We start from the raw sequence: 19,996 nt of genomic DNA on the forward strand, positions 1-19,996 counted from the left end.
TCGGGACGCTAACACGGCCGCCACGCCCGCCGGGATCAGAACCGGCAGAACCTGATCTCCGAAGCCAAGATGGCCTTGGCGCCGATCGCCGCGAGCCGGTCCATGGTCGCGTTGACGTCGCGGCGCGGCACCAGCGCCCGAACCGCCACCCAATCCGGTTCGGCGAGCGGGGCGATGGTCGGTGACTCCAGCCCCGGGGTGATCGCCGTGGCGGCGTCGAGCACCGAACGCGGGCAATCGTAGTCGAGCATCAAGTATTGCTGGCCGAACACTACGCCCTGCACCCGGGCGACCAACTGTTCACGAGCAGCTTTGGATTCGTCCGCCGCCGAGCCGGCCCGTTCGACCAGCACCGCCTCCGAGTCGCACAACGGCTCACCGAACGCGACGAGGTTGTGCAGGCTCAGGGTCCGGCCCGAGCCCACCACGTCGGCGATCGCGTCGGCCACGCCCAGCTGCACCGAGATCTCCACCGCGCCGTCGAGACGGATTACAGTGGCGTCAATCCCTCTGGTCGCCAGATCTTTTCGTACCAAGTTCGGGTAGGCGGTGGCGATCCGGCGCCCGGTCAAATCGGCCACGGTCCAGTCCCGGCCGACGGGCGCCGCGTACCGGAAACTCGACGACCCGAAGCCCAGCGCCAACCGTTCGGCCACCGGCGCTTGCGATTCGCGGGCAAGATCACGCCCGGTGATTCCGAAGTCGAGCTCCCCGGAGCCCACATAGATGGCAATGTCTTTGGGCCGCAGAAAGAAAAACTCGACGTCGTTGACCGGGTCGAGGACGGTCAGATCCTTGGGATCGGTGCGACGGCGGTACCCGGCCTCGGCGAGGATCTCGGCGGCCGGTTCACTTAATGCACCCTTGTTGGGCACCGCGACGCGCAGCATCTAGAGCTTCCGATACACGTCGTCGAGTGTGAGTCCGCGAAAGATCATCAGTACCTGCGTCCAGTACAGCAATTGGCTGATCTCCTCGGCGAGCGCGTCGTCGGTTTCGTGTTCGGCGGCCAGCCATACCTCCCCCGCCTCCTCCAGGATCTTCTTGCCCAGCGCGTGCACTCCGCCGTCCAGTGCGGCCACGGTAGCACTGCCGGAGGGCCGGGTGCGGGCACGTTCGCCCAGTTCGGCGAACAGATCCTCGAACGTCTTCACGGGCAGCGATTGTCGCACGGGTGGGCCGGCAAAGTCACGGCGGTTTCACCGCGCCACTTCCGCGGGCATGTCCTCCAGCGCGATGCCGTTGGTCTCGCGGACCCATCGCCACACGAACACCAACGACAGCGCAGCAAAGAGCGTGTAGCAGCCGTAGGCGAAACCCGGCCGCAAGACCGGAAACGTCACGGTCACCGTCCAGTTGGCCAGCCATTGGGCGGCCGCGGCCAGTCCCAGGGCAGCCGGGCGAATGCGGTTGGGGAACATCTCGCCCAGCTCCACCCACAGCACCGGCCCCCACGAAATGCCGAACGCGACGACGAACGCGTTGGCGGCAACCAGCGCGATCGGCGCCGCCGCGCCGACCAGGTGGGGGCGGCCGCCGACGATCGGCGCCGTGCCGAAGACGACGGCCAGCGTCGCCTGCGTCAGCGTCATGCCCACCGAACCGGCCAGCAACAGCGGACGGCGACCGACCCGGTCGATCAGCACGATTGCCACGCACGTCACGACCACATTGACCACCGAGGTGACCAAGGCGACGGTGAACGACGACTGCTCGCCGAATCCGGCCTGCTGCCAGAGCACGTCGGAGTAGTAGAAGATCACCGTGACACCGACGAGCTGTTGAAGGACGGCCAGCCCCAAACCGACCCAGACGATGCCGTAGAGGCCGCCACCCGGCTTGCGGAGATCACGCCACGACGGCGGGGTGTGCCGTTTCAGTGTCTCGGAGATGCGTTCCACGGTGGCGTCCACCTCGGCGCCCAGCATCGCAAGCACCCGGCGAGCCTCCGGAACCCGTTGCCTTGAAACAAGATAGCGTGGTGATTCGGGGATAGTGAAGACCAGTAGGCCGTAGATCAGGGCGGGAATCGCCTCGGCGAGGAATGTCGCGCGCCAGGCGGCCAGGCCCAGCCACAGTTCGCCGTCCGGGTTACCGGCCAGATGAAACGGCAGCCAGTTCACCGCCAGCGATCCGCAGATCCCGCACACGACACCGAGTTGCTGCAATGAGCCGAGCCGGCCGCGGATGCGCGGCGGCGACACTTCGGCGATGTATTCCGGGCCGACGACCGACGACACCCCGATGCCGACGCCGGCGATGCCGCGAAAGACGACGAACGCCCAAATCCCGCCCGCAAGGCCGGCACCCAGCCCGCCGACAATGAACAGCCCAGCCGCCAGCTTCATCATCGTCAGCCGACCCCTCCGGTCGGCGATCCGCCCGGTGACCACCGCCCCGGTCGCCGCGCCCAGCAGCGCCGCGGCCGCCACGAAACCCAGCACGGCGTTGTCGAGCCGAAAGTGACTCTGCAGTGCTTTGACTGCGACGTTGACCACCGAAATGTCGTATCCGAACATCACCCCGCCCAGCGCGGCCACCGCCGCGTACCGCGCGGCGGCCCACGGCGAAGCGGCGGTGGTCATCGAACTCAGACGTTGAAGTACTTGGCTTCCCGATGGTGCAGGATGAACGCGTCGGTGGACTGCTCGGGATGCAGCTGCATTTCCTCCGACAGGCTCACTCCGATGCGCTCGGGCGCCAGCAACGCCATCGTCTTGACCCGGTCCTCCAGGTCGGGGCAGGCACCGTAGCCGAACGAGAACCGCGCACCGCGGTAGCCCAACTTGAAGTAGTCCTCCTTGGCCCGCGGATCCTCGGCCGACATCGCCCGGTCGCCGGAGAACCGCAGCTCGTCGCGAATCCGCCGGTGCCAGTATTCGGCCAGCGCCTCGGTGAGCTGCACACCGATGCCGTGCACCTCGAGATAGTCCCGATAGGCGTCCGACGCGAAAAGCTCGTTGGCGAAGTCGGCGATCTGCTCGCCCATCGTCACCAACTGGAACGGCACCACGTCGACCTCGCCCCGCTCGGTGGCCAGCGCCCGGGACCGCACGAAATCGGCGATGCACAAGAACCGGCCGCGCCGCTGACGCGGGAAACTGAACCGGAAACGCTCGGCCGCGTCGGGCTCTGGCCGCTCGAGCACGATGACGTCATTACCTGACGAAACCGCCGGGAAGTAGCCGTAGACCACCGCCGCGTGCGCCAGCACGCCGTCGGTGGACAGCCGCTCCAGCCAGTAGCGCAACCGCGGCCGCCCCTCGGTCTCCACCAGCTCCTGGTAGGACGGGCCCGCACCGCCCCGGGCTCCGCGCAAGCCCCATTGGCCCAAGAACAGCGCACGCTCGTCGAGCAGCTCGGTGTAGTCGGCCACCGCCAGGCCTTTGACGACCCGGGATCCCCAGAACGGCGGCGCCGGCACCTCCACATCGGCGGCGACATCGGAACGGTCCGGCACGGTGACCGGTTCCTCGGCGGCTTTGCGCTGCGCGGCAATGCGTTTGGATCGCTCATGGCGGGCCTTGCGCTGGGCTTGCTTGACGCGCGCAGCTTCCCTGGCCGGACCGTCGGTATCGACTGACTGCCCCCGCTTGGCGCTCATGATGGTGTCCATCAACTTCAAACCCTCGAAAGCGTCGCGCGCGTAATGCACTTCGCCCTCGTAGATCTCGGCGAGGTCGTCTTCGACATAGCTGCGGGTCAACGCCGCGCCGCCGAGCAGCACCGGGAACTTGCGGGCCACCCCGCGGGCATTCATCTCCTGCAGGTTCTCCTTCATCACCACAGTCGATTTCACCAGCAGCCCCGACATGCCGACCACGTCAGCGCGCTTGTCCTCGGCCGCTTCCAGGATGTTGGCGATCGGCTGCTTGATCCCGAGGTTGACCACCTCGTAGCCGTTGTTGCTCAAGATGATGTCGACCAGGTTCTTGCCGATGTCGTGCACGTCGCCCTTGACGGTGGCCAGCACGATGCGGCCCTTACCCGCCGCGTTTTCAGCCGCATCGGTTTTTTCCATATACGGTTCTAAGTAGGCGACGGCGGTCTTCATCACCTCGGCTGACTGCAGCACGAACGGCAATTGCATTTGCCCCGAGCCGAACAGCTCGCCGACAACCTTCATGCCGGCCAGCAGATCCTCGTTGATGATCGCCAGCGGCGACTTCTGGCCCATCGCCTCGTCGAGGTCGTCTTCGAGCCCGTTGCGTTCGCCGTCGACGATGCGCCGCGCCAGGCGCTCGAACAGCGGCAGCTTGGCCAGCTCGGCCGCCCGGCTCTCCCGCGACGACGCCGCCGACACACCCTCGAACATGGCCATGAGTTCGGCCAGCGGGTCATAACCCTCACGGCGACGGTCGTAGACCAAATCCAGAGCGACGTCACGCTGCCGGGGCTCAATCCGGTTGATCGGCAAGATTTTCGACGCATGGACAATGGCCGAATCCAGCCCGGCCTCCCGGCATTCGTGCAAAAACACCGAGTTGAGCACCTGACGGGCAGCCGGATTGAGACCGAACGAGATGTTGGACAACCCCAGGGTGGTCTGCACGTTGGGATGGCGCTTCTTGAGCTCACGGATCGCCTCGATGGTTTCGATGCCGTCGCGGCGCGATTCCTCCTGCCCGGTGGCAATGGTGAAGGTCAAACAGTCGACCAGGATCGACGATTCCTCCACTCCCCAGTTGCCGGTGATGTCGGCGATCAGCCGCTCGGCGATTTCCACCTTCTTCGCGGCGGTGCGGGCCTGTCCCTCCTCGTCGATGGTCAACGCCACCACCGCCGCCCCGTGCTCGGCCACCAGCTGCATCGTCTTGGCGAAGCGCGACTCGGGGCCGTCGCCGTCCTCGTAGTTGACCGAATTGATCGCGCAGCGCCCGCCGAGGTGTTCTAAACCGGCCTGCAGCACCGCGGTCTCGGTGGAGTCGAGCATGATCGGCAATGTCGACGCCGTCGCGAGCCGGCTGGCCAGCGCGGCCATGTCGGCGACACCGTCGCGGCCGACGTAGTCCACGCACAAATCCAGCACATGTGCACCGTCGCGGGTCTGGTCTTTGGCGATCTCCAGACACTTCTGGTAGTCCTCGGCGATCATCGCCTCGCGGAACGCCTTGGAGCCGTTGGCGTTCGTCCGTTCGCCGATCATCAGCACCGATGCTTCCTGAGCGAAGGGCGTTGCGGTGTACAGCGAAGACACCGACGGCTCGTGACTGACGTGGCGCTCCGCGCGCTTGGCCTTGCGCACGGCCCGGGCAACCTGGCGGATGTGTTCGGCAGTGGTGCCGCAGCAGCCGCCGACCAGCGACAGTCCGAATTCCTCGACGAAGCCGACCAGCGCCTCCGCGAGTTCCTCGGGCTGCAGCGGGTATACAGCGCCGTCGGCACCCAGCACCGGCAATCCGGCGTTGGGCATCACCGACACCGGAATGCGAGCGTGCCGCGACAGGTGCCGCAGGTGTTCGCTCATCTCCGCGGGCCCTGTCGCACAGTTCAAGCCGATTACGTCGACGCCGAGCGGCTCGATGGCGGTCAGCGCTGCGCCGATCTCGCTGCCCAGCAACATGGTGCCGGTCGTTTCGACGGTGACGTGGGTGATCACCGGGATGTACCGTCCCGCCTGCGCCATCGCCCGCCGCGACCCCAGCACCGCCGCCTTGAGCTGCAGCAAATCCTGACAGGTCTCGACGAGGATGGCGTCCGCGCCGCCGTCTAACATCCCGAGCGCGGCCTGGCCGTAGGCGTCGCGGATCAGCGCGAAGGACGTGTGTCCCAGCGTCGGCAGCTTAGTGCCCGGCCCCATCGACCCCAGTACGTAGCGTCGGCGCGCCGGCGTGCTCAGCTCGTCGGCCACCCGGCGGGCGATCGCGGTGCCTTTTTCGGACAGTTCCCGGATCTTGTCGGCGATGTCGTAGTCGCCCAGGTTGGACAGGTTGCAGCCGAAGGTGTTGGTCTCCACGGCGTCGGCGCCCGCCTCGAAGTAGGCGCGGTGGATCGTCTCCACCACGTCCGGGCGGGTCTCGTTGAGGATCTCGTTGCAGCCCTCCAGACCGCGGAAGTCGTCGAGGGCAAGGTTCGCGGCCTGCAGCTGGGTTCCCATGGCGCCGTCGCCCACCAAGACCCGCTGCGCTAAGGAGTCCAGCAGATCTGTGTCGTAGGCGTGCTCGGTGGACGTCACCCGGGCAAGGATAGCTGATCTATGGAAAAGCGCCCGCTACCCTGGGCGCGAGCAGGCCCGCCGGGCCGTACGCTGAAGCTGTGACCACGCCGGATTCGGGCGCTGCGCTGCCCGAACTGCACCACACGATCGCCGTGGCGGCCTTCGAGGGCTGGAACGACGCCGGCGAGGCGGCCAGCGGTGCCGTCGAACATCTGGACGCCGTCTGGGAGGCCGATCCGATCCTGGAGATCGACGACGAGGCCTACTACGACTACCAGGTCAACCGCCCGGTGATCCGCTTAGTCGACGGCGTCACCCGGGAGCTGGTGTGGCCGTCGATGCGGATCTCGCACTGCCGCCCGCCCGGCAGCGACCGCGACGTCGTGTTGATGCACGGCGTGGAGCCGAACATGCGCTGGCGCACGTTCTGTGCCGAACTGCTGGCCCTGGTCGACAAGCTCAACGTCGACACCGTCGTGATACTGGGTGCGCTGCTGGCCGACACGCCGCACACCCGTCCCGTGCCCGTCTCCGGAGCGGCCTACTCGCCGGACTCCGCGCAGCGCTTCGGCCTCACCGAGACCCGCTACGAGGGTCCGACCGGCATCGCCGGGGTATTCCAGGACGCCTGCGTGGCCGCCGGGATCCCGGCGGTGACGTTCTGGGCGGCGGTGCCGCACTATGTGTCGCAGCCGCCCAGCCCGAAGGCGACTGTGGCGCTGTTGCGCCGCGTCGAGGATGTGCTCGACATCGAGGTGCCGCTGGGCGACTTACCCGCGCAGGCCGAGGAGTGGGAGCAGGCGGTCAGCGAGATGATCAGCGAGGACGACGAGGTCGCCGCGTACGTGGCCGCGTTGGAAGAGCGCGGCGACGCCGAGGTCGACATGCACGAGGCGCTGGGCAAGATCGACGGCGACGCGCTGGCGGCGGAGTTCGAGCGCTATCTGCGCCGCCGGCGGCCCGGCTTCGGCCGGTAGCGCGCCGAGGGTGAACCTCGGCGCGGCTAAGGACCCGGCGCAGTCATCTCGTCGTCCATCCGGGCCAGCAGATCGGCCACGAACCGGCGGACCAGCAGCTCGGCGGGCCGGCTGGCGAGCGCCGGCTTGAGCCAGCGCACCAGGCCCACCCAGGCCGGGCTGTAGATGCGCCGCTTGCGCCGCTCGATGCCCCTGACGAAGGCCCGCGCGCACTGCTGCACCGAGGTCGTGCGGTTGAGCGGATAGGGCAACCTGGCGACCATCTCGGTGAAGTTGTCCGCGACCAGTGCCGTGTCGATCCACGACATATGCGCCGAGCCGACGTCGACGCCCAGGTTCGCCACCTCCAACCGCAGCACGTCGGCGAACTGCTCGACCGCGGCCTTGGAGGCGTGGTAGGCGGCCATCCCCGGCGCGGCGGTGTAGGCGGCCAGCGACGACACGATCAGCACATAACCACGGCGGGCGATCACCGTGGGCAGTGCGGCGCGCACCGTGTGATACACCCCGAGCACGTTGACGTCGATGAGCCGGCGAAATTCGTCGGGGTCGACCTGCAGCACCGACCCGAAGCTGCCGATCCCGGCATTGGCCACCACGGTGTCGATGCCGCCGAAGCGGGCGATCGCCTGCTCGGCGGCCGATTGCATGGCCGCCCGGTCCCGCACATCGGCGGTGACGGCCAGGACGCGCTGCTCCGACAACTCGTCGACCAGCCTCGCCAGCCGCTGCTCGTCGAGATCGGTCAGCACCAATGCGGCGCCTCTGGCGTGCAGGCGACGGGCCAGCTCGGCGCCGATGCCATTGGCGCCGCCGGTGATCAGCACAACCTGCGAATCGAGGGGAGTCATCACGAAAACCCTACCGCGGTCACAGGTCGACTCCGAGCAACGCATCCATCGCGGTTGCCACCGCCGACGGCGCGGCCGGGTCGTGGCCGCCGTATTCGAGCGCGTCGGTCGCCCAACCGTCTACCGCGGCCAGCGCTTTGGGCGTGTTGAGGTCGTCGGCCAGGTAGCCGCGCACCCGGGCGATAGTGTCGGCGGCATCAGGGCCGGCGGGCAGCGCGGTCGCGCTGCGCCAGCGGTGTAACCGCGCGGTGGCCTCGGCGAGCGTTGCCGCGTCCCAGAACCGGTCGGCGCGGTAGTGGCCCGCCAGCAAACCCAGCCGGATCGCCGACGGCTCGACGCCCTGCCGGCGCAGCGTCGACACCAGCACCAGGTTTCCGCGGCTCTTGGACATCTTGTGCCCGTCCCAGCCGATCATCCCGGCGTGCACGTAGTGGCGGGCGAACCGCCGCGTGCCGCTGACGGCTTCGGCGTGGGCCGCGGTGAACTCGTGATGGGGAAAGATCAGGTCGGTGCCGCCGCCCTGGATGTCCAGGCCCACACCGATACGGCTCAGCGCAATCGCCGCGCACTCGACGTGCCAGCCCGGCCGTCCGGCGCCGAACGGCGCCGGCCAGCTGGGCTCATCGGGCCGCGCGGCTCGCCACAGCAGCGCATCGAGCCGGTCGGTTTTGCCGGGCCGGTCCGGGTCACCGCCCCGCTCGGCGGACAGCGCCAGCATGGTGTCCCGGTCGTAGCCCGATTCGTAGCCGAACTGGCCGGTGGCGTCGGCGCGGAAATACACGTCGGGGTGCTCGGCGTCGTCGACGATGTAGGCCACCCCGGACGCCAGCATCTTTTCCACCAGCTCCACGACCTCGTCCATGGCCTCGGTGGCTGCCACGTACTCCTGCGGCGGCAACACCCGCAGTGCGGTCATATCGGTGCAGAACCGCGGGGCCCCGCCGGGCGCGGGGGGGCGCCAGTCCTCGCCGTCGCGGCTCGCGCGGTCGAACAGCGGGTCGTCGACATCGGTGACGTTCTGCACGTAGTGCACGTCATGGCCCAGGTCCAGCAGCAGCCGGTGGACCAGGTCGAACGTCAAGTAGGTGGCGGCATGACCCAGATGGGTGGCGTCATAGGGGGTGATGCCGCAGACGTACATGCTGGCGGTGGACCCGGCCGCCACCGGACGAACCTGCCGGTCCGACGTGTCGTAGAGGCGCAGCTGCGGGCCGCGGCCCGGCAGGACCGGTGGCGGTGACAGGGGCCAGGGCTGCATACGTCGACTGTAGAGCCGGTCTAGACGGCCACCCGGATGGCACCCAGCAGCACGCCGGCCAGCTCGCGGCGGCACATCAGGAAATCGGGCAGATAAGGATCCGGGCGGTTGTAGACCAGCTCGGAACCGTCCAGCCGGGACGCGTGCATGCCTGCCGCCATCAGCACGCCGGCCGGCGCGGCCGAATCCCACTCCCACTGCCCTCCGGCATGGATGTAGGCGTCGGCATCGCCGCGCACCACCGACATCGCTTTGGCGCCGGCCGATCCGATCCGCACGAACTCGATGTCGAGCCGCTCGACCAACCGGTACAACACCGCCGGCGGGCGGTGGGCGCTGGCGGTGATCCGGATCGGCCCGGAATGCACCGACGCGACCGCGCGCACGGTGTCGCTGCGGTACACCTCCCCCGTCGCGGGCAACGCGACGGCGGCATCGGTGATAGCGCCGTGCGGGCCGCCGTCGCGCCGCCACAACGCCACGTGCACGGCCCAGTCGTCGCGGCCGGGTGTGGAGAACTCGTGGGTGCCGTCCACCGGGTCGACGATCCACACCCGCTCGGCGGTCAACCGGTCCAGGTCGTCGTAGGCCTCCTCGGAGAGCACGGCGTCGCCGGGCCGCTCGGCGCCCAGCCGCTGCAGCAACAGCGCGTTGGCCCGGCTGTCGCCCGCCCGGCCCAGCAGCCAGGGGTCGTCGAAGCCCAGCCGGTCCCGGATCGCCAGCAGCAGCCTTCCCGCGTCGACGGCCAGGTCGGCGGCCAATGCCGCGTCCGTCAGATCTGGGCTCACCTGATTGAGTATTGCCGAGTATTGCCGAGACCGTCAGAACGCGGGCCAGGGAATCGGCCGAGGCCGGTCCGGACTGGGCATCACCGGGTTGTCCAGCAGCGCGCGCCCGCGGGCACGCAGTGCCGCGATCTCCACGGCGCTGATGTGGCCGGTCAGCGCCTCGGCGAGCGGGCCGTCCAACGCATCGACGAGCCGGGCCACCACATCCAGTGTTTCGTCGTCGACCGGCTTGCCGGCCCAGCCCCACAGCACGGTGCGCAGCTTGTCCTGAGCGTGCAGACACACACCGTGGTCGACGCCGTAGACCCGACCGTCGACGCCGGCCAGGATATGGCCGCCCTTGCGGTCGGCGTTGTTGATCAGCACGTCGAACACCGCCATCCGCCACAGCCTGGCGTCGTCGGCGTGCATCAACATGACCTCGCAGCCGGCATAGTCGTAGGCCCGCAGCACGGGTAGATAACCCGGCGGGGGCTTGGCGACAGGGAACACGTCGACGAGGTCGGGGTCGGCGCGCGCGTCGTCAGGCCCGGCTTGTGGGCCGATCATGTCACCCGGTTGATCCACCCACTGCTGCAGCATGCCGCGACCCGCCGGACCGTCGCGAATGATCGTGTAGGGCACGATATTCCAGCCCAGCTGCGCCGACACCAGATATGCGCCCAACTCGCGGCCGGCCAATGTGCCCTCGGGAAAGTCCCACAGCGGCTGTTCGCCGGCGATCGGCTTGTACACACAGTGCACACTGCGTCGGTCAAGCGTTGACTCGCACAGATACGTCGCGTTGCTCGCCGAGCGTATCCGCCCAAGAATAGTCAGCTCGCCGCGCCGCAACACCGCACGATCGTCAATCCTCGAGGTCATCGTCGGATCCGAGCGCCGCGCTGCGCCGGTAGCCGTTGGTGCGCGCGCAGATGTGACCGTCGGGGTCCAGCGGTTCGTCGCACAGCGGGCAGGGCGGACGTCCCGCCGAGATGACGCGGTAGGAGCGGGTCGCGAACTGCCGTGCCGACTCCGGTGTCAGAAACACCCGCACCGCGTCGGGTCCCTCGTCGGTGTCGTCAAGCACTACCGACGCGTCGAATTCGGTGTCGGTGACGGCCAGCAGTTCGACCACCACGGTCTGGGCCTCGGAATCCCAGCCCAGGCCCATGGTGCCGACCCGAAACTCGGCGTCGACCGGCGTGATCAGCGGGCTGAGGTCCTCGACCTCGGTGGTCTCCGGCGGAACCGGCGTGCCGAATCGGCGGTTCACCTCGTGCAGCAACGCGCCGATGCGCTCGGCGAGCACTGCCACCTGCTGCTTTTCCAGCACCACCGACACCACCCGGGAATCGTGCACGGCCTGCAGGTAGAAGGTGCGGTTTCCGGGCTGGCCAACAGTCCCGGCGACGAAGCGGTCGGGTGTCCGGAAGACGTGGATTGCGCGAGGCATGGTATCTCCAAAGTACCGGCTACTGCCGCTGCGGCGTACTGGCTTAGCGGTCCCCTGTCGCTCACTCAGTCAGTGGACCCGCCGACCATCGCATCGCCGGACGGCGCGGCATTTGGCTCACCGTCGGCCGACGGAGCGGCCGTCAGCGCCGACGTCAGCCGCTCACCGGTGTGGTTGACGTGCAGCACAAATGGGCGCACTGCAGTATAGCGGATCACGCTCATCGAAGCCGGGTCGGCAATAAGCCGCTGAAAGCCATCCAGGTGCAGGCCCAACGCGTCGGCGACAACCGATTTGATGACGTCGCCGTGGGTGCAGGCCAGCCACAGCACGTCGGCGCCGTGCTGGTCGGCCAGCCGCCGGTCGTGATCGCGGACGGCGGCCACCGCGCGCGCCTGCACCTGCGCCAACCCCTCACCACCCGGAAACACCGCCGCGCTGGGATGCGCCTGGACCACCGCCCACAACGGCTCCTTAGCCAGGTCGGCGATCCTGCGACCGGTCCAGTCGCCGTAGTCCACCTCGGCCAGCCGCTCGTCGGCGAACGGCTGCAGCCCCAACGCGGTGGCCAGCGGTTCGATCGTGCGCCGACACCGTAGCAGCGGTGAGTGCACCACCGCCTGGATCGGCAGGTCGCCGAGGCGCCCGATCAGGTCCGCGGCTTGCCGGCGACCCTGGTCGTCGAGGTCGACTCCACCTGTACGACCGGCCAAGATCTGGGCGGCGTTGGAGACCGACCGCCCGTGCCGCAACAGGATGACGGTCATTTACGCCGCTTTCGCCCGGACGTCGTCACTGGCGGCATTGTCGCGCCGCTCCTCCTCATCGCTTCGCTCTGCATCGTCGCCGGCGCAGCTCATCGGCGCCGCTCCTCCTCATCGCTTCGCTCTGCATCGTCGCCGGCGCGGGTCATCGGCGCCGCTCCTCCTCATCGCTTCGCTCTGCATCGTCGCCGGCGCGGGTCATCCCGGGCTCAGCGCCCCGGTCGCCAGCAGGATCAAAACCCCGGTCCCGGCGATTACCCGGTAGCCGACAAACCAGTACATCCGATGATGCAGCAGAAACCGCAGCAACCACGCCACCGCCGCCCAGCCCACCGCCAACGCGATCACGGCGGCAACTATCAGTTGCGGGCCCGTCGCGCTCATCCCCGCATCGACCGGGTGCAACGCGTCGGGCAGCGAAAACAACCCCGACGCGGCCACCGCCGGAATGGCCAGCAGGAACCCGAACCGGGCGGCCAGCTCGCGATCGAGCCCGATGAGCAGGCCGGCGCTGATCGTGGCTCCGGAGCGTGAGACGCCGGGAACCAACGCCAGGGTCTGGGCAATCCCCACGACGACGGCGTCGTGCCAGGTTAGTTGGTCGAGGTGGCGGTTCTGCCGGCCCAGGTACTCCGCAGCCGCGATCACCGCCGAAAACACCACCAGCGCGGTGCCCACCACCCAGAGATTGCGTGCCCCGGTGCGGATCTGTTCGGTAAGCAGCAAACCCAGCATGCTGATCGGGATCGTCCCGATGATGACATACCAGCCCAGCCGGTAGTCCACGGTGCGATGCGCGGCGACGACCAACCCGAGCAGCCACGCCGTGGCGATGCGCCCGATATCGCGCGCGAAGTAGACCACGATGGCGAGCTCGGTGCCCAGCTGGGTCACCGCGGTGAACGAGGCGCCGGCGTCATGGCCGAACACGAGCTTGGAGACGATCGCCAAGTGGCCCGACGACGACACCGGCAGGAATTCGGTCAGGCCCTGCACCGCGGCCAATACGACGACCTGCCACCAAGACATCACCGGTGCCGCAGTCACGACGATGACCGTACCGGCACCCGACTGCGGGGTGGGTGGTGGTGGCCCGGCGCGAGTGCGTTCCTGTCTGGGGGTCGGGTCACTCGTCTCGACGTTTGGGTGTAGCGGTGCGCGTGCGGGTCTATTCGTGCTTTGCTCGGTAGCGTTCGGGGTGGTGGTAGTTCGGCTAGGTCGTTGTCGCAGTGGCAGGCCAGGGTGAGGTTGTCGGCAAGTCGATAATCTGCCCGCATTCCATTACGGGATGATTTCTGCACGTGCGTGACTTCGAGTTTGGTCCTGCCACGAGTGCGGTAAACCTGGCCAAACACGGCATCGACTTCGACGCTGCACAGTCCATTCGGTCGGATCCGCGCCTGGATCACACCGCAGCGGTGTCGAGATTGCGTCTAGGGTCGTGAATCTGGGGGCAGGCGCAGCCCTGGATGCAATCTCAATACCGTTCGGCCTACCGACTGCGCTGATGAGGCGATTTTCGCCTCTGCGACGCGTTCCCCGGAACCGCCAGGGCTGATCCCGCGGGGTGTGCCACCGCGCGCGTCGTATGAGGGCCGACTCGTGTTCTGTCGGGGCTTGTCCATCGGGAAGGCCCTCGTCTGCGCAGTCGCGGCCCGACCAGTTCTGGCCGGTCAGCGTCATCCGCGCGGCCAGTTACCGGGCGTCACGCAGCCGGCGGCGCGCATCAGCACAGCTGATCCGCAGCCAGTCGGCGACGACCGACCGGGCCACCGATATCGGCGCGATCCTCCTCGGCCAGCCCGGCGATCAACTCGTGACCGGTCACGCTCTGGTCTCTAGCTGCGCCAGCGCGCGCAGCCGCACCGCCGGGTCGCAGGCGGCCCAATCGAGCGCGTCGAGGGCCGCCACCGCCACATCGAGCGCATCAAGAGCGGCCACCACCCCCGACGGCGCCACCATCCACTGGCGCCGAAAATCGGGCGGTGTCTGCGGTCTGTGAACGTTCGAGCCAGCCGACGGTACCGCAACGACAACCGTGACCCGCAAACTCCACCAGGCGCAAGCGCACCAGCCCCCAGGGTGAACAGGCTCTACTGCAACGCCAGCGCCACCAAGTCCCGCACGGCCGCAGCCAGGCTGCGTTCGTCGCCGACATCGATGTCGACCACACTGCGGCGCTCGGTCGCCACCACATCCTCGGCCTGCGGGACCGGTCCGCTCAGCCGGGTCCGATACACCTCAACGAGCAGCCACTGACCTTCGATACGGAACGCGAAACTGCGCCCATCGCCGACCCGGCCGAACCCACTGGCGAGCACCGCGCCCCCGAAAACGCCGGTCCACATGTCCTCGATGGCGAAATCGGGAACAGTCCGCTGGTGGCCTTCGGCGAGCGTCATGCGGTGACCCTACCTCGGTCCGGCCGCGGCGCCGGCACAATCGGGCCGCGTCGCACCCGACAACCTTGCCTACAATCGATGCCCAATCCGACCCTGCGCTGCATAGCCGAAAGATTCCCTTTGCCGCCAACCGCCGAACTCGCGCAACTGCCAGCTCACCGGCGTGTCGCTGGTTTGCTGCTTGTGCTGGCGGTGGTCACGGCATGTGCCTCGACCACACCGCGGAACTCACCACCGAGCGTCCAGCCCGCACAGCCGGCCGATTCGCCGCCGGTTTCAGGCCCACCGGCCGGCGTGGTGCACCCGCTGAGCGGGCGCCCGCAGGCGGCGATCTTCGATCGCCGCACCGCTGCGCTGGCGGTACTGGTTCCCGGAGCGAACCCGGCGGCGCCCCCGAACCTGGCGGTGCTAAGTGGCGGGCAACCGTCGCCGCGCATCATCGCCCTGCCCGGACCGGCGAGCGCGCTGGCCGGTGACGACGCCGGCACCGCCTACCTGTCCACCCGCGGCGGCTACTTCGCCGTGGATCTGTCCGACGGCCACCTCGCCCGTGTCGGGGTCGACGAAGCGCCGAACACCGCGTTCACCGCGATCACCCGGCGCGGCGACGCCGCCATTGTGCTGGGCGCCGGCGACGGCACGGTGTACCTGCTCGCCCCCGGTGCTGCCCCTGCCCGGACGAAGACCGACTTCGCGGTCGATGTCCTCTCGACGCAGGGAAATACCGTGGTGGCCTTGGACCGCGCGCAGACCTCGCTGACCACGATCGGCGCCGACGGCAAAGTCGGACAGACCCTGCGCGCCGGCCTGGGTGCCACCACGATGGCTGCCGATCCGGCGGGCCGCGTCCTGGTCGTCGACACCCGCGGCGGCGAACTGCTGGTGTATGGACTGGATGCCAGGGCGAGCGCGCTGATCCTGCGCCAGGCCTACCCGGTGCGGCAGGCCCCCTACGGCCTGGCCGGGTCGAAACGGTTGGTCTGGGTGTCGCAAACCGCCGCCAATAGGGTGATTGGTTACGATCTCAGCACCGGAATCCCCGTGGAAAAGGTACGGTACCCAACCGTGCGGCAACCCAACACGCTGGCCGTCGACGAGATCTCCGACACGCTGTACGTGGTGTCGGGTTGCGGCGCGGGCGTCCAGGTGATCGAACACGCGGCGGGTCGGCGTTGACAGCGGCACGGCGGAGCCGGTTGCCGGCGGAGTGGGACAGCGAGATGTCCGACGAGTACGAGTGGGCGCCACTGCGGCTGCCGCCGGAGGTGACCAGGCTCAGCGTCTCGACCCGGTTGTCCATCGAAGCCGAATACCGCGGCTGGGAGCTGACCAGGGTGCGGCTCTACACCGACGGAAGTCGGCGAATCCTATTGCGCCGCAATAAATCCCGCTTGGATACCAATGGTCCGGCCGACCAGCCGGGACTGTGAGCCAGGCGGTGTACGGCGCGGCGCGCCGGATGCTGTTTCAGCTGCCACCCGAACGCGCCCACTTGCTGGTGTTCGCGGCGCTGCGGGCGGCCACCGCCGTCGCTCCGCTACGCCGGTCCCTGCGACGGTTGCTGGCGCCGACCGACCCGGTGCTGGCCAGCACCGTGTTCGGTGTGCACTTCCCCGGACCGGTGGGCCTGGCCGCAGGCTTCGACAAGGACGGCCTCGGGCTGCGCAGCTGGGGTGCGCTGGGTTTCGGCTACGCCGAGGTCGGTACCGTCACCGCGCATCCGCAACCAGGCAACCCGGCCCCACGGCTGTTCCGACTACCCGCCGACCGGGCCCTGCTCAACCGGATGGGGTTCAACAACTGCGGTGCCGGCACACTCGCGTCCCGCCTCGACCGACACCGCCCCGACGTGCCGATCGGGGTCAACATCGGCAAGTCCGGTTGCACCCCACCCGAGCGGGCCGCCGACGACTACCGGACCAGCGCCCGGCTGCTCGGCCCGCTGGCGTCCTACCTGGTGGTCAACGTCAGCTCGCCGAATACGCCGGGACTACGTGACCTGCAGGCCACCGCCGCGCTGCGGCCCATCCTGTCCGCGGTGCTCGCGGAGACCTCGACGCCGGTGCTGGTCAAGATCGCGCCGGAGCTGGCCGACGCCGACATCGACGATGTCGCCGACCTGGCGGTCGAGCTGGGTCTGGCCGGCATCGTCGCCACCAACACCACGGTCTCACGAGAGGCGCTGATGACGCCCGGGGTCGACGCGCTGGGACCCGGCGGCATCTCCGGGCCTCCGCTGGCGCGCCGGGCCACCGAGGTGCTGCGGCGGCTCTACGACCGGGTCGGTGATCGGTTGGTGCTCGTCAGCGTCGGCGGCATCGAGACCGCCGCCGATGCCTGGGAGCGCATCACCGCGGGCGCGTCGTTGCTGCAGGGCTACACCGGCTTCGTCTACGGCGGTGGGCTGTGGGCAAAGCATCTGCACGACGGCATCGCTCGCCGGCTGCACGCCGGCGGCTTCGCGTCGCTGAGCGAGGCGGTCGGCTCGGCGGCGCGCAGAAATTAACTAGCTACCGTTGCTCGTAGGTGCCGTAGATGACGGCCCGGGCGATGGCGTGCTGGAACAAGTTGAACCCGAGATAGGCCGGACTGGCGTTCTCGGGGAGGTCGAGCCTGTCGACGTCGACCGCATGCACCGCGACGTAGTAGCGGTGCGGGCCGTGGCCCGGGGGCGGCGCGGCACCGACGTAGCGGCGCATCCCGGCGTCGTTGACCAGGGTGATCGCACCGCCCGGCAGCGCGCGGCCGTCGCCGACGCCCTCCGGCAACTCGGTGACGTCGGCGGGCAGATTGGCCACCGCCCAGTGCCAGAACCCCGACAGCGTGGGCGCGTCCGGGTCGTAGACGGTGACCGCGAAGCTGCGGGTCTCTGCGGGAAAGCCCGACCAACTCAGCTGCGGGCTCACGTCCGCGCCGCCGGCGCCCAGGATGCCGCTGATCTGGGCGGTGGCCAGCGGCTGGCCGTCGGTGATGGACCGAGACTCCAGCTGAAACGACGGCAGCTTGGGCAGCCGGTCATACGGGTCGGGTGGTGCGATCATGGTCAGTCCTCTCCGGCCAGCGTCAGCAATGTGTCAAAAAGTGTGCCAGCACTCCGGTACCGAACCTCAGCGCGTCAACGGGCACCCGCTCATCGACGCCGTGGAACAACGCGGCGAAATCCAGGTCCGGGGGCAACCGCAGCGGAGTAAACCCGAAACAGCGAATACCCAGCCGCGCAAAGGCTTTCGCGTCCGTCCCGCCGGAAAGCATGTACGGCACGGTCCGCGCCTGCGGGTCGTTGGCCAGCAGGGCGGCATTCATCGCATCGACCAGGTCGCCGTCGAAGCCGGTCTCGTAGGGCGGCTGGCAGCTGATCCATTCCCGGGTCACGTCAGGCCCGATCAGCTCGTCGACCTCGGCCTCGAACGCCGCCAACCGCCCGGGCAGCACCCGGCAGTCCAGCACCGCCTCGGCGATCGCCGGAACGACGTTGGCCTTGTAGCCGGCCCGCAGCATCGTCGGGTTGGCGGTGTCCTGCAGGGTGGCCTTGAGAATCGGGGCGATCGATCCCATCTTGTCGACAACGCCCTCCAGGTCGGCGACATCGAAGCGGTACCCGGTCTCCTCGCCGACCGCGGCCAAAAGCTGCGCGACAGTATCGGTCAGCACCAGCGGAAAACGGTGGCGGCCGAGCCGCGCGGCGGCCTCGGCAACGGCGGTGACGGCGTTGTGGTCATGCACCATCGAACCGTGCCCGGCCCGGCCGTGCGCGGTCAGCCGCATCCACTGCAGCCCCTTTTCAGCGGTCTGGATCACATAGAGCCGGCGCTCCCCGCCGTCGCGTCGCGGCACCGTGACCGAGAAGCCGCCGACTTCGCCGACCGCCTCGGTGACGCCGTCGAACAGGTCGGGCCTGTTGTCGACCAGCCAGTGCGACCCGTACGTGCCGCCGTTCTCCTCGTCGGCGACGAAGGCGAACACCAGATCGCGCGGTGGCACGATCCCGGCGCGGCGCAACTGGCGGGCCACCACGATCATCATGGCGACCATGTCTTTCATGTCGACGGCGCCGCGGCCCCAGACGTAGCCGTCCTCGACTGCCCCGGAGAACGGGTGCACGCTCCAGTCGGCGGCCTCGGCGGGCACCACGTCGAGGTGTCCGTGGATCAGCAGCGCCCCGCGGGAGCGGTCCGCGCCCGCGAGCCGGGCGAATACGTTGCCGCGTCCGGGCGCGCCGGACTCGACGTACTCGACCTCATAGCCGACGTCCTGCAGTTGGTCGGCGACCCACTGGGCGCACTCGGCTTCCCCTTTGGTGGTCGCCGCATCGCCGGTGTTGGTGGTGTCGAACCGGATCAGCGTGCTGACGACGTCCACCACGTCGTCGGCGGGATCGGCGACTACCGGGGTTGGCACAGTCACAGTCCTCTTTCCTACCACTGCATGCGGCCGGAAGGTCGATCCGATAGCCTTAGCTGCCACATTGGTTGGCGTTGTCCGAGTGGCGGAATGGCAGACGCGCTAGCTTGAGGTGCTAGTGCCCTATTACTGGGCGTGGGGGTTCAAGTCCCCCCTCGGACACATTTTGTTAGCTAAATTATGGAAAATCCGCTCTGAACTTGATCGGAGAGGATTTTCTGGATTTGCTGATACCGCTTGGGCATCGCGTTGATGTCCTGAATCTGCCCTACGGCGGGAACGGCGAATATCCCATTGCGGTGCTATGCCGCCTCTTGACCACGAACACGGGTGTGCGGCGGGTTGAGAGCAGCTGGCGGTTTTGTTGGTCAGTGTTGGATGAGCGGATTTGTCGGACTTGTCGAGGAGAATGTCGCGGTATGACCGCCGGGAGGTTGCGCGGGTGGCGTGGGGTCAAACCGGTCGCCTCCCCAACTGGGGTGGCGATCACCGCGCGGCTGCGCACATCTGCTGACGACGAGTTCGTGCTCGATCAGGTTGCCGCTCATCTCGGTGGCCTGCGTCGCGCGGATCTGGTGGCGACGGCACACCGGCCGCCGGCGGATCCCGCGTTGAACGCCGAACAGCGTAGGCAGGTCCGCCGTGATGAGCTCAACGGACGCAAGAAGGCGTTGACCGCGCAGTCGTCGTCGCGGTGGGCTAATGCGATCATCGCCGGCAATGATGACCAGTACCGGTTGGCGCGTGACGCCCAGTACCGCCACATGATCGGGTTGCGGGCGGCGATCACCACCATCGAGAAACGCCTGGCTGCCCCCACCGACGACACGCTCACCGTGGCTCAGCGCAGAGCACGCCGGAAAGCCGGCGCACCGAAAGGCTATGCCAGTCAGGCGGAACGCTTCGCCAAGCAGCGCCGGTTGCAGCACCTGCGGGCCGAACTCGCCCAAGTCCACCCGCGAC

General features: G+C 68.4%; 19 protein-coding genes, 1 tRNA gene and 1 pseudogene. 6 read left to right on the forward strand and 15 right to left on the reverse strand.

Features of this window, described 5'->3' with window-relative positions; translation table 11 throughout:
• Window positions 1-35: 35 nt before the first annotated feature.
• Genes hisG through metH form a run of 4 tightly spaced genes read right to left on the reverse strand, consistent with a single transcriptional unit; the run spans window position 36 to window position 6,175 of the window.
• On the reverse strand, window positions 36-890 hold the full coding sequence (hisG, locus tag F6Q13_RS08975) for an ATP phosphoribosyltransferase (RefSeq protein ID WP_293055258.1): 855 nt from the start codon (window positions 888-890) through the stop codon (window positions 36-38).
• Window positions 891-1,172 carry a phosphoribosyl-ATP diphosphatase gene (locus tag F6Q13_RS08980; RefSeq protein ID WP_293055260.1) on the reverse strand — a complete coding sequence of 94 codons (282 nt, stop codon included), beginning with the start codon at window positions 1,170-1,172 and terminating at the stop codon, window positions 891-893.
• A gap of 27 nt (window positions 1,173-1,199) precedes the next feature.
• Window positions 1,200-2,585: a sugar porter family MFS transporter gene (locus F6Q13_RS08985; protein ID WP_293055262.1), complete on the reverse strand. Its 1,386-nt coding sequence runs from the start codon at window positions 2,583-2,585 to the stop codon at window positions 1,200-1,202.
• A 5-nt stretch (window positions 2,586-2,590) separates the two neighbouring features.
• Complete coding sequence (gene metH, locus F6Q13_RS08990) at window positions 2,591-6,175, reverse strand: methionine synthase (protein ID WP_293055264.1); 3,585 nt, start codon at window positions 6,173-6,175, stop codon at window positions 2,591-2,593.
• An 80-nt stretch (window positions 6,176-6,255) separates the two neighbouring features.
• Here metH and F6Q13_RS08995 point away from each other — a divergent pair, with 80 nt between their 5' ends.
• On the forward strand, window positions 6,256-7,134 hold the full coding sequence (locus F6Q13_RS08995) for a PAC2 family protein (protein ID WP_293055266.1): 879 nt from the start codon (window positions 6,256-6,258) through the stop codon (window positions 7,132-7,134).
• Between the two features lie 26 nt (window positions 7,135-7,160).
• Here the strand turns inward: F6Q13_RS08995 and F6Q13_RS09000 are convergent, their stop codons facing one another.
• The 9 genes and pseudogenes from F6Q13_RS09000 to F6Q13_RS09035 all read right to left on the reverse strand — a co-directional run bounded on the left by F6Q13_RS09000 (window position 7,161) and on the right by F6Q13_RS09035 (window position 14,632).
• Window positions 7,161-7,985 (reverse strand): SDR family oxidoreductase, encoded by an 825-nt coding sequence (locus tag F6Q13_RS09000; protein WP_293055268.1) that lies wholly within the window; start codon window positions 7,983-7,985, stop codon window positions 7,161-7,163.
• Window positions 7,986-8,004: 19 nt separating this feature from the next.
• The gene (mshC, locus tag F6Q13_RS09005) at window positions 8,005-9,243 is read right to left on the reverse strand and encodes a cysteine--1-D-myo-inosityl 2-amino-2-deoxy-alpha-D-glucopyranoside ligase (RefSeq protein ID WP_293055270.1); all 1,239 of its coding nucleotides are present in this window, start codon (window positions 9,241-9,243) and stop codon (window positions 8,005-8,007) included.
• A gap of 20 nt (window positions 9,244-9,263) precedes the next feature.
• Window positions 9,264-10,031 (reverse strand): 3'(2'),5'-bisphosphate nucleotidase CysQ, encoded by a 768-nt coding sequence (locus tag F6Q13_RS09010; protein WP_293055272.1) that lies wholly within the window; start codon window positions 10,029-10,031, stop codon window positions 9,264-9,266.
• 33 nt (window positions 10,032-10,064) lie between these two features.
• Window positions 10,065-10,895: an SCO1664 family protein gene (locus F6Q13_RS09015; RefSeq protein ID WP_367141269.1), complete on the reverse strand. Its 831-nt coding sequence runs from the start codon at window positions 10,893-10,895 to the stop codon at window positions 10,065-10,067.
• The gene (locus tag F6Q13_RS09020) at window positions 10,879-11,466 is read right to left on the reverse strand and encodes a DUF3090 domain-containing protein (RefSeq protein ID WP_293055274.1); all 588 of its coding nucleotides are present in this window, start codon (window positions 11,464-11,466) and stop codon (window positions 10,879-10,881) included. The genes F6Q13_RS09015 and F6Q13_RS09020 overlap by 17 nt, the downstream gene beginning before the upstream one ends.
• 65 nt (window positions 11,467-11,531) lie before the next feature.
• On the reverse strand, window positions 11,532-12,233 hold the full coding sequence (locus F6Q13_RS09025; RefSeq protein WP_293055276.1) for a histidine phosphatase family protein: 702 nt from the start codon (window positions 12,231-12,233) through the stop codon (window positions 11,532-11,534).
• 195 nt (window positions 12,234-12,428) lie between these two features.
• The gene (locus F6Q13_RS09030) at window positions 12,429-13,259 is read right to left on the reverse strand and encodes an undecaprenyl-diphosphate phosphatase (RefSeq protein ID WP_293055293.1); all 831 of its coding nucleotides are present in this window, start codon (window positions 13,257-13,259) and stop codon (window positions 12,429-12,431) included.
• Between the two features lie 669 nt (window positions 13,260-13,928).
• Window positions 13,929-14,192: pseudogene (locus tag F6Q13_RS20290) on the reverse strand (HNH endonuclease); the annotation flags it as partial.
• A 131-nt stretch (window positions 14,193-14,323) separates the two neighbouring features.
• Window positions 14,324-14,632, reverse strand: a complete 309-nt coding sequence (locus F6Q13_RS09035; protein WP_293055278.1) for a hypothetical protein — start codon at window positions 14,630-14,632, stop codon at window positions 14,324-14,326.
• Between the two features lie 174 nt (window positions 14,633-14,806).
• Here F6Q13_RS09035 and F6Q13_RS09040 point away from each other — a divergent pair, with 174 nt between their 5' ends.
• Genes F6Q13_RS09040 through F6Q13_RS09050 form a run of 3 tightly spaced genes read left to right on the forward strand, consistent with a single transcriptional unit; the run spans window position 14,807 to window position 17,138 of the window.
• Window positions 14,807-15,808 (forward strand): hypothetical protein, encoded by a 1,002-nt coding sequence (locus F6Q13_RS09040; protein WP_293055280.1) that lies wholly within the window; start codon window positions 14,807-14,809, stop codon window positions 15,806-15,808.
• Window positions 15,805-16,062 (forward strand): DUF5703 family protein, encoded by a 258-nt coding sequence (locus F6Q13_RS09045; RefSeq protein ID WP_293055282.1) that lies wholly within the window; start codon window positions 15,805-15,807, stop codon window positions 16,060-16,062. Before F6Q13_RS09040 ends, F6Q13_RS09045 begins: the two co-directional genes overlap by 4 nt.
• 8 nt (window positions 16,063-16,070) lie before the next feature.
• On the forward strand, window positions 16,071-17,138 hold the full coding sequence (locus F6Q13_RS09050) for a quinone-dependent dihydroorotate dehydrogenase (protein ID WP_293055295.1): 1,068 nt from the start codon (window positions 16,071-16,073) through the stop codon (window positions 17,136-17,138).
• Window positions 17,139-17,142: 4 nt separating this feature from the next.
• On the opposite strand, the gene F6Q13_RS09055 is transcribed toward F6Q13_RS09050, so the two are convergent.
• A complete protein-coding gene (locus F6Q13_RS09055) occupies window positions 17,143-17,673 on the reverse strand; it encodes a YbhB/YbcL family Raf kinase inhibitor-like protein (RefSeq protein ID WP_293055284.1) in 531 nt (176 codons plus the stop codon).
• Window positions 17,674-17,695: 22 nt separating this feature from the next.
• Window positions 17,696-19,036 carry a M20/M25/M40 family metallo-hydrolase gene (locus tag F6Q13_RS09060; RefSeq protein ID WP_293055286.1) on the reverse strand — a complete coding sequence of 447 codons (1,341 nt, stop codon included), beginning with the start codon at window positions 19,034-19,036 and terminating at the stop codon, window positions 17,696-17,698.
• Between the two features lie 73 nt (window positions 19,037-19,109).
• Here F6Q13_RS09060 and F6Q13_RS09065 point away from each other — a divergent pair.
• Window positions 19,110-19,195, forward strand: a tRNA-Leu gene (locus F6Q13_RS09065).
• 257 nt (window positions 19,196-19,452) lie between these two features.
• On the forward strand, window positions 19,453-19,996 hold a 544-nt coding region (locus tag F6Q13_RS09070; protein WP_293055288.1), incomplete at its 3' end, for a hypothetical protein.

The sequence above is a fragment of the Mycobacterium sp. genome, assembly GCF_008709575.1.
Lineage (GTDB): Bacteria > Actinomycetota > Actinomycetes > Mycobacteriales > Mycobacteriaceae > Mycobacterium.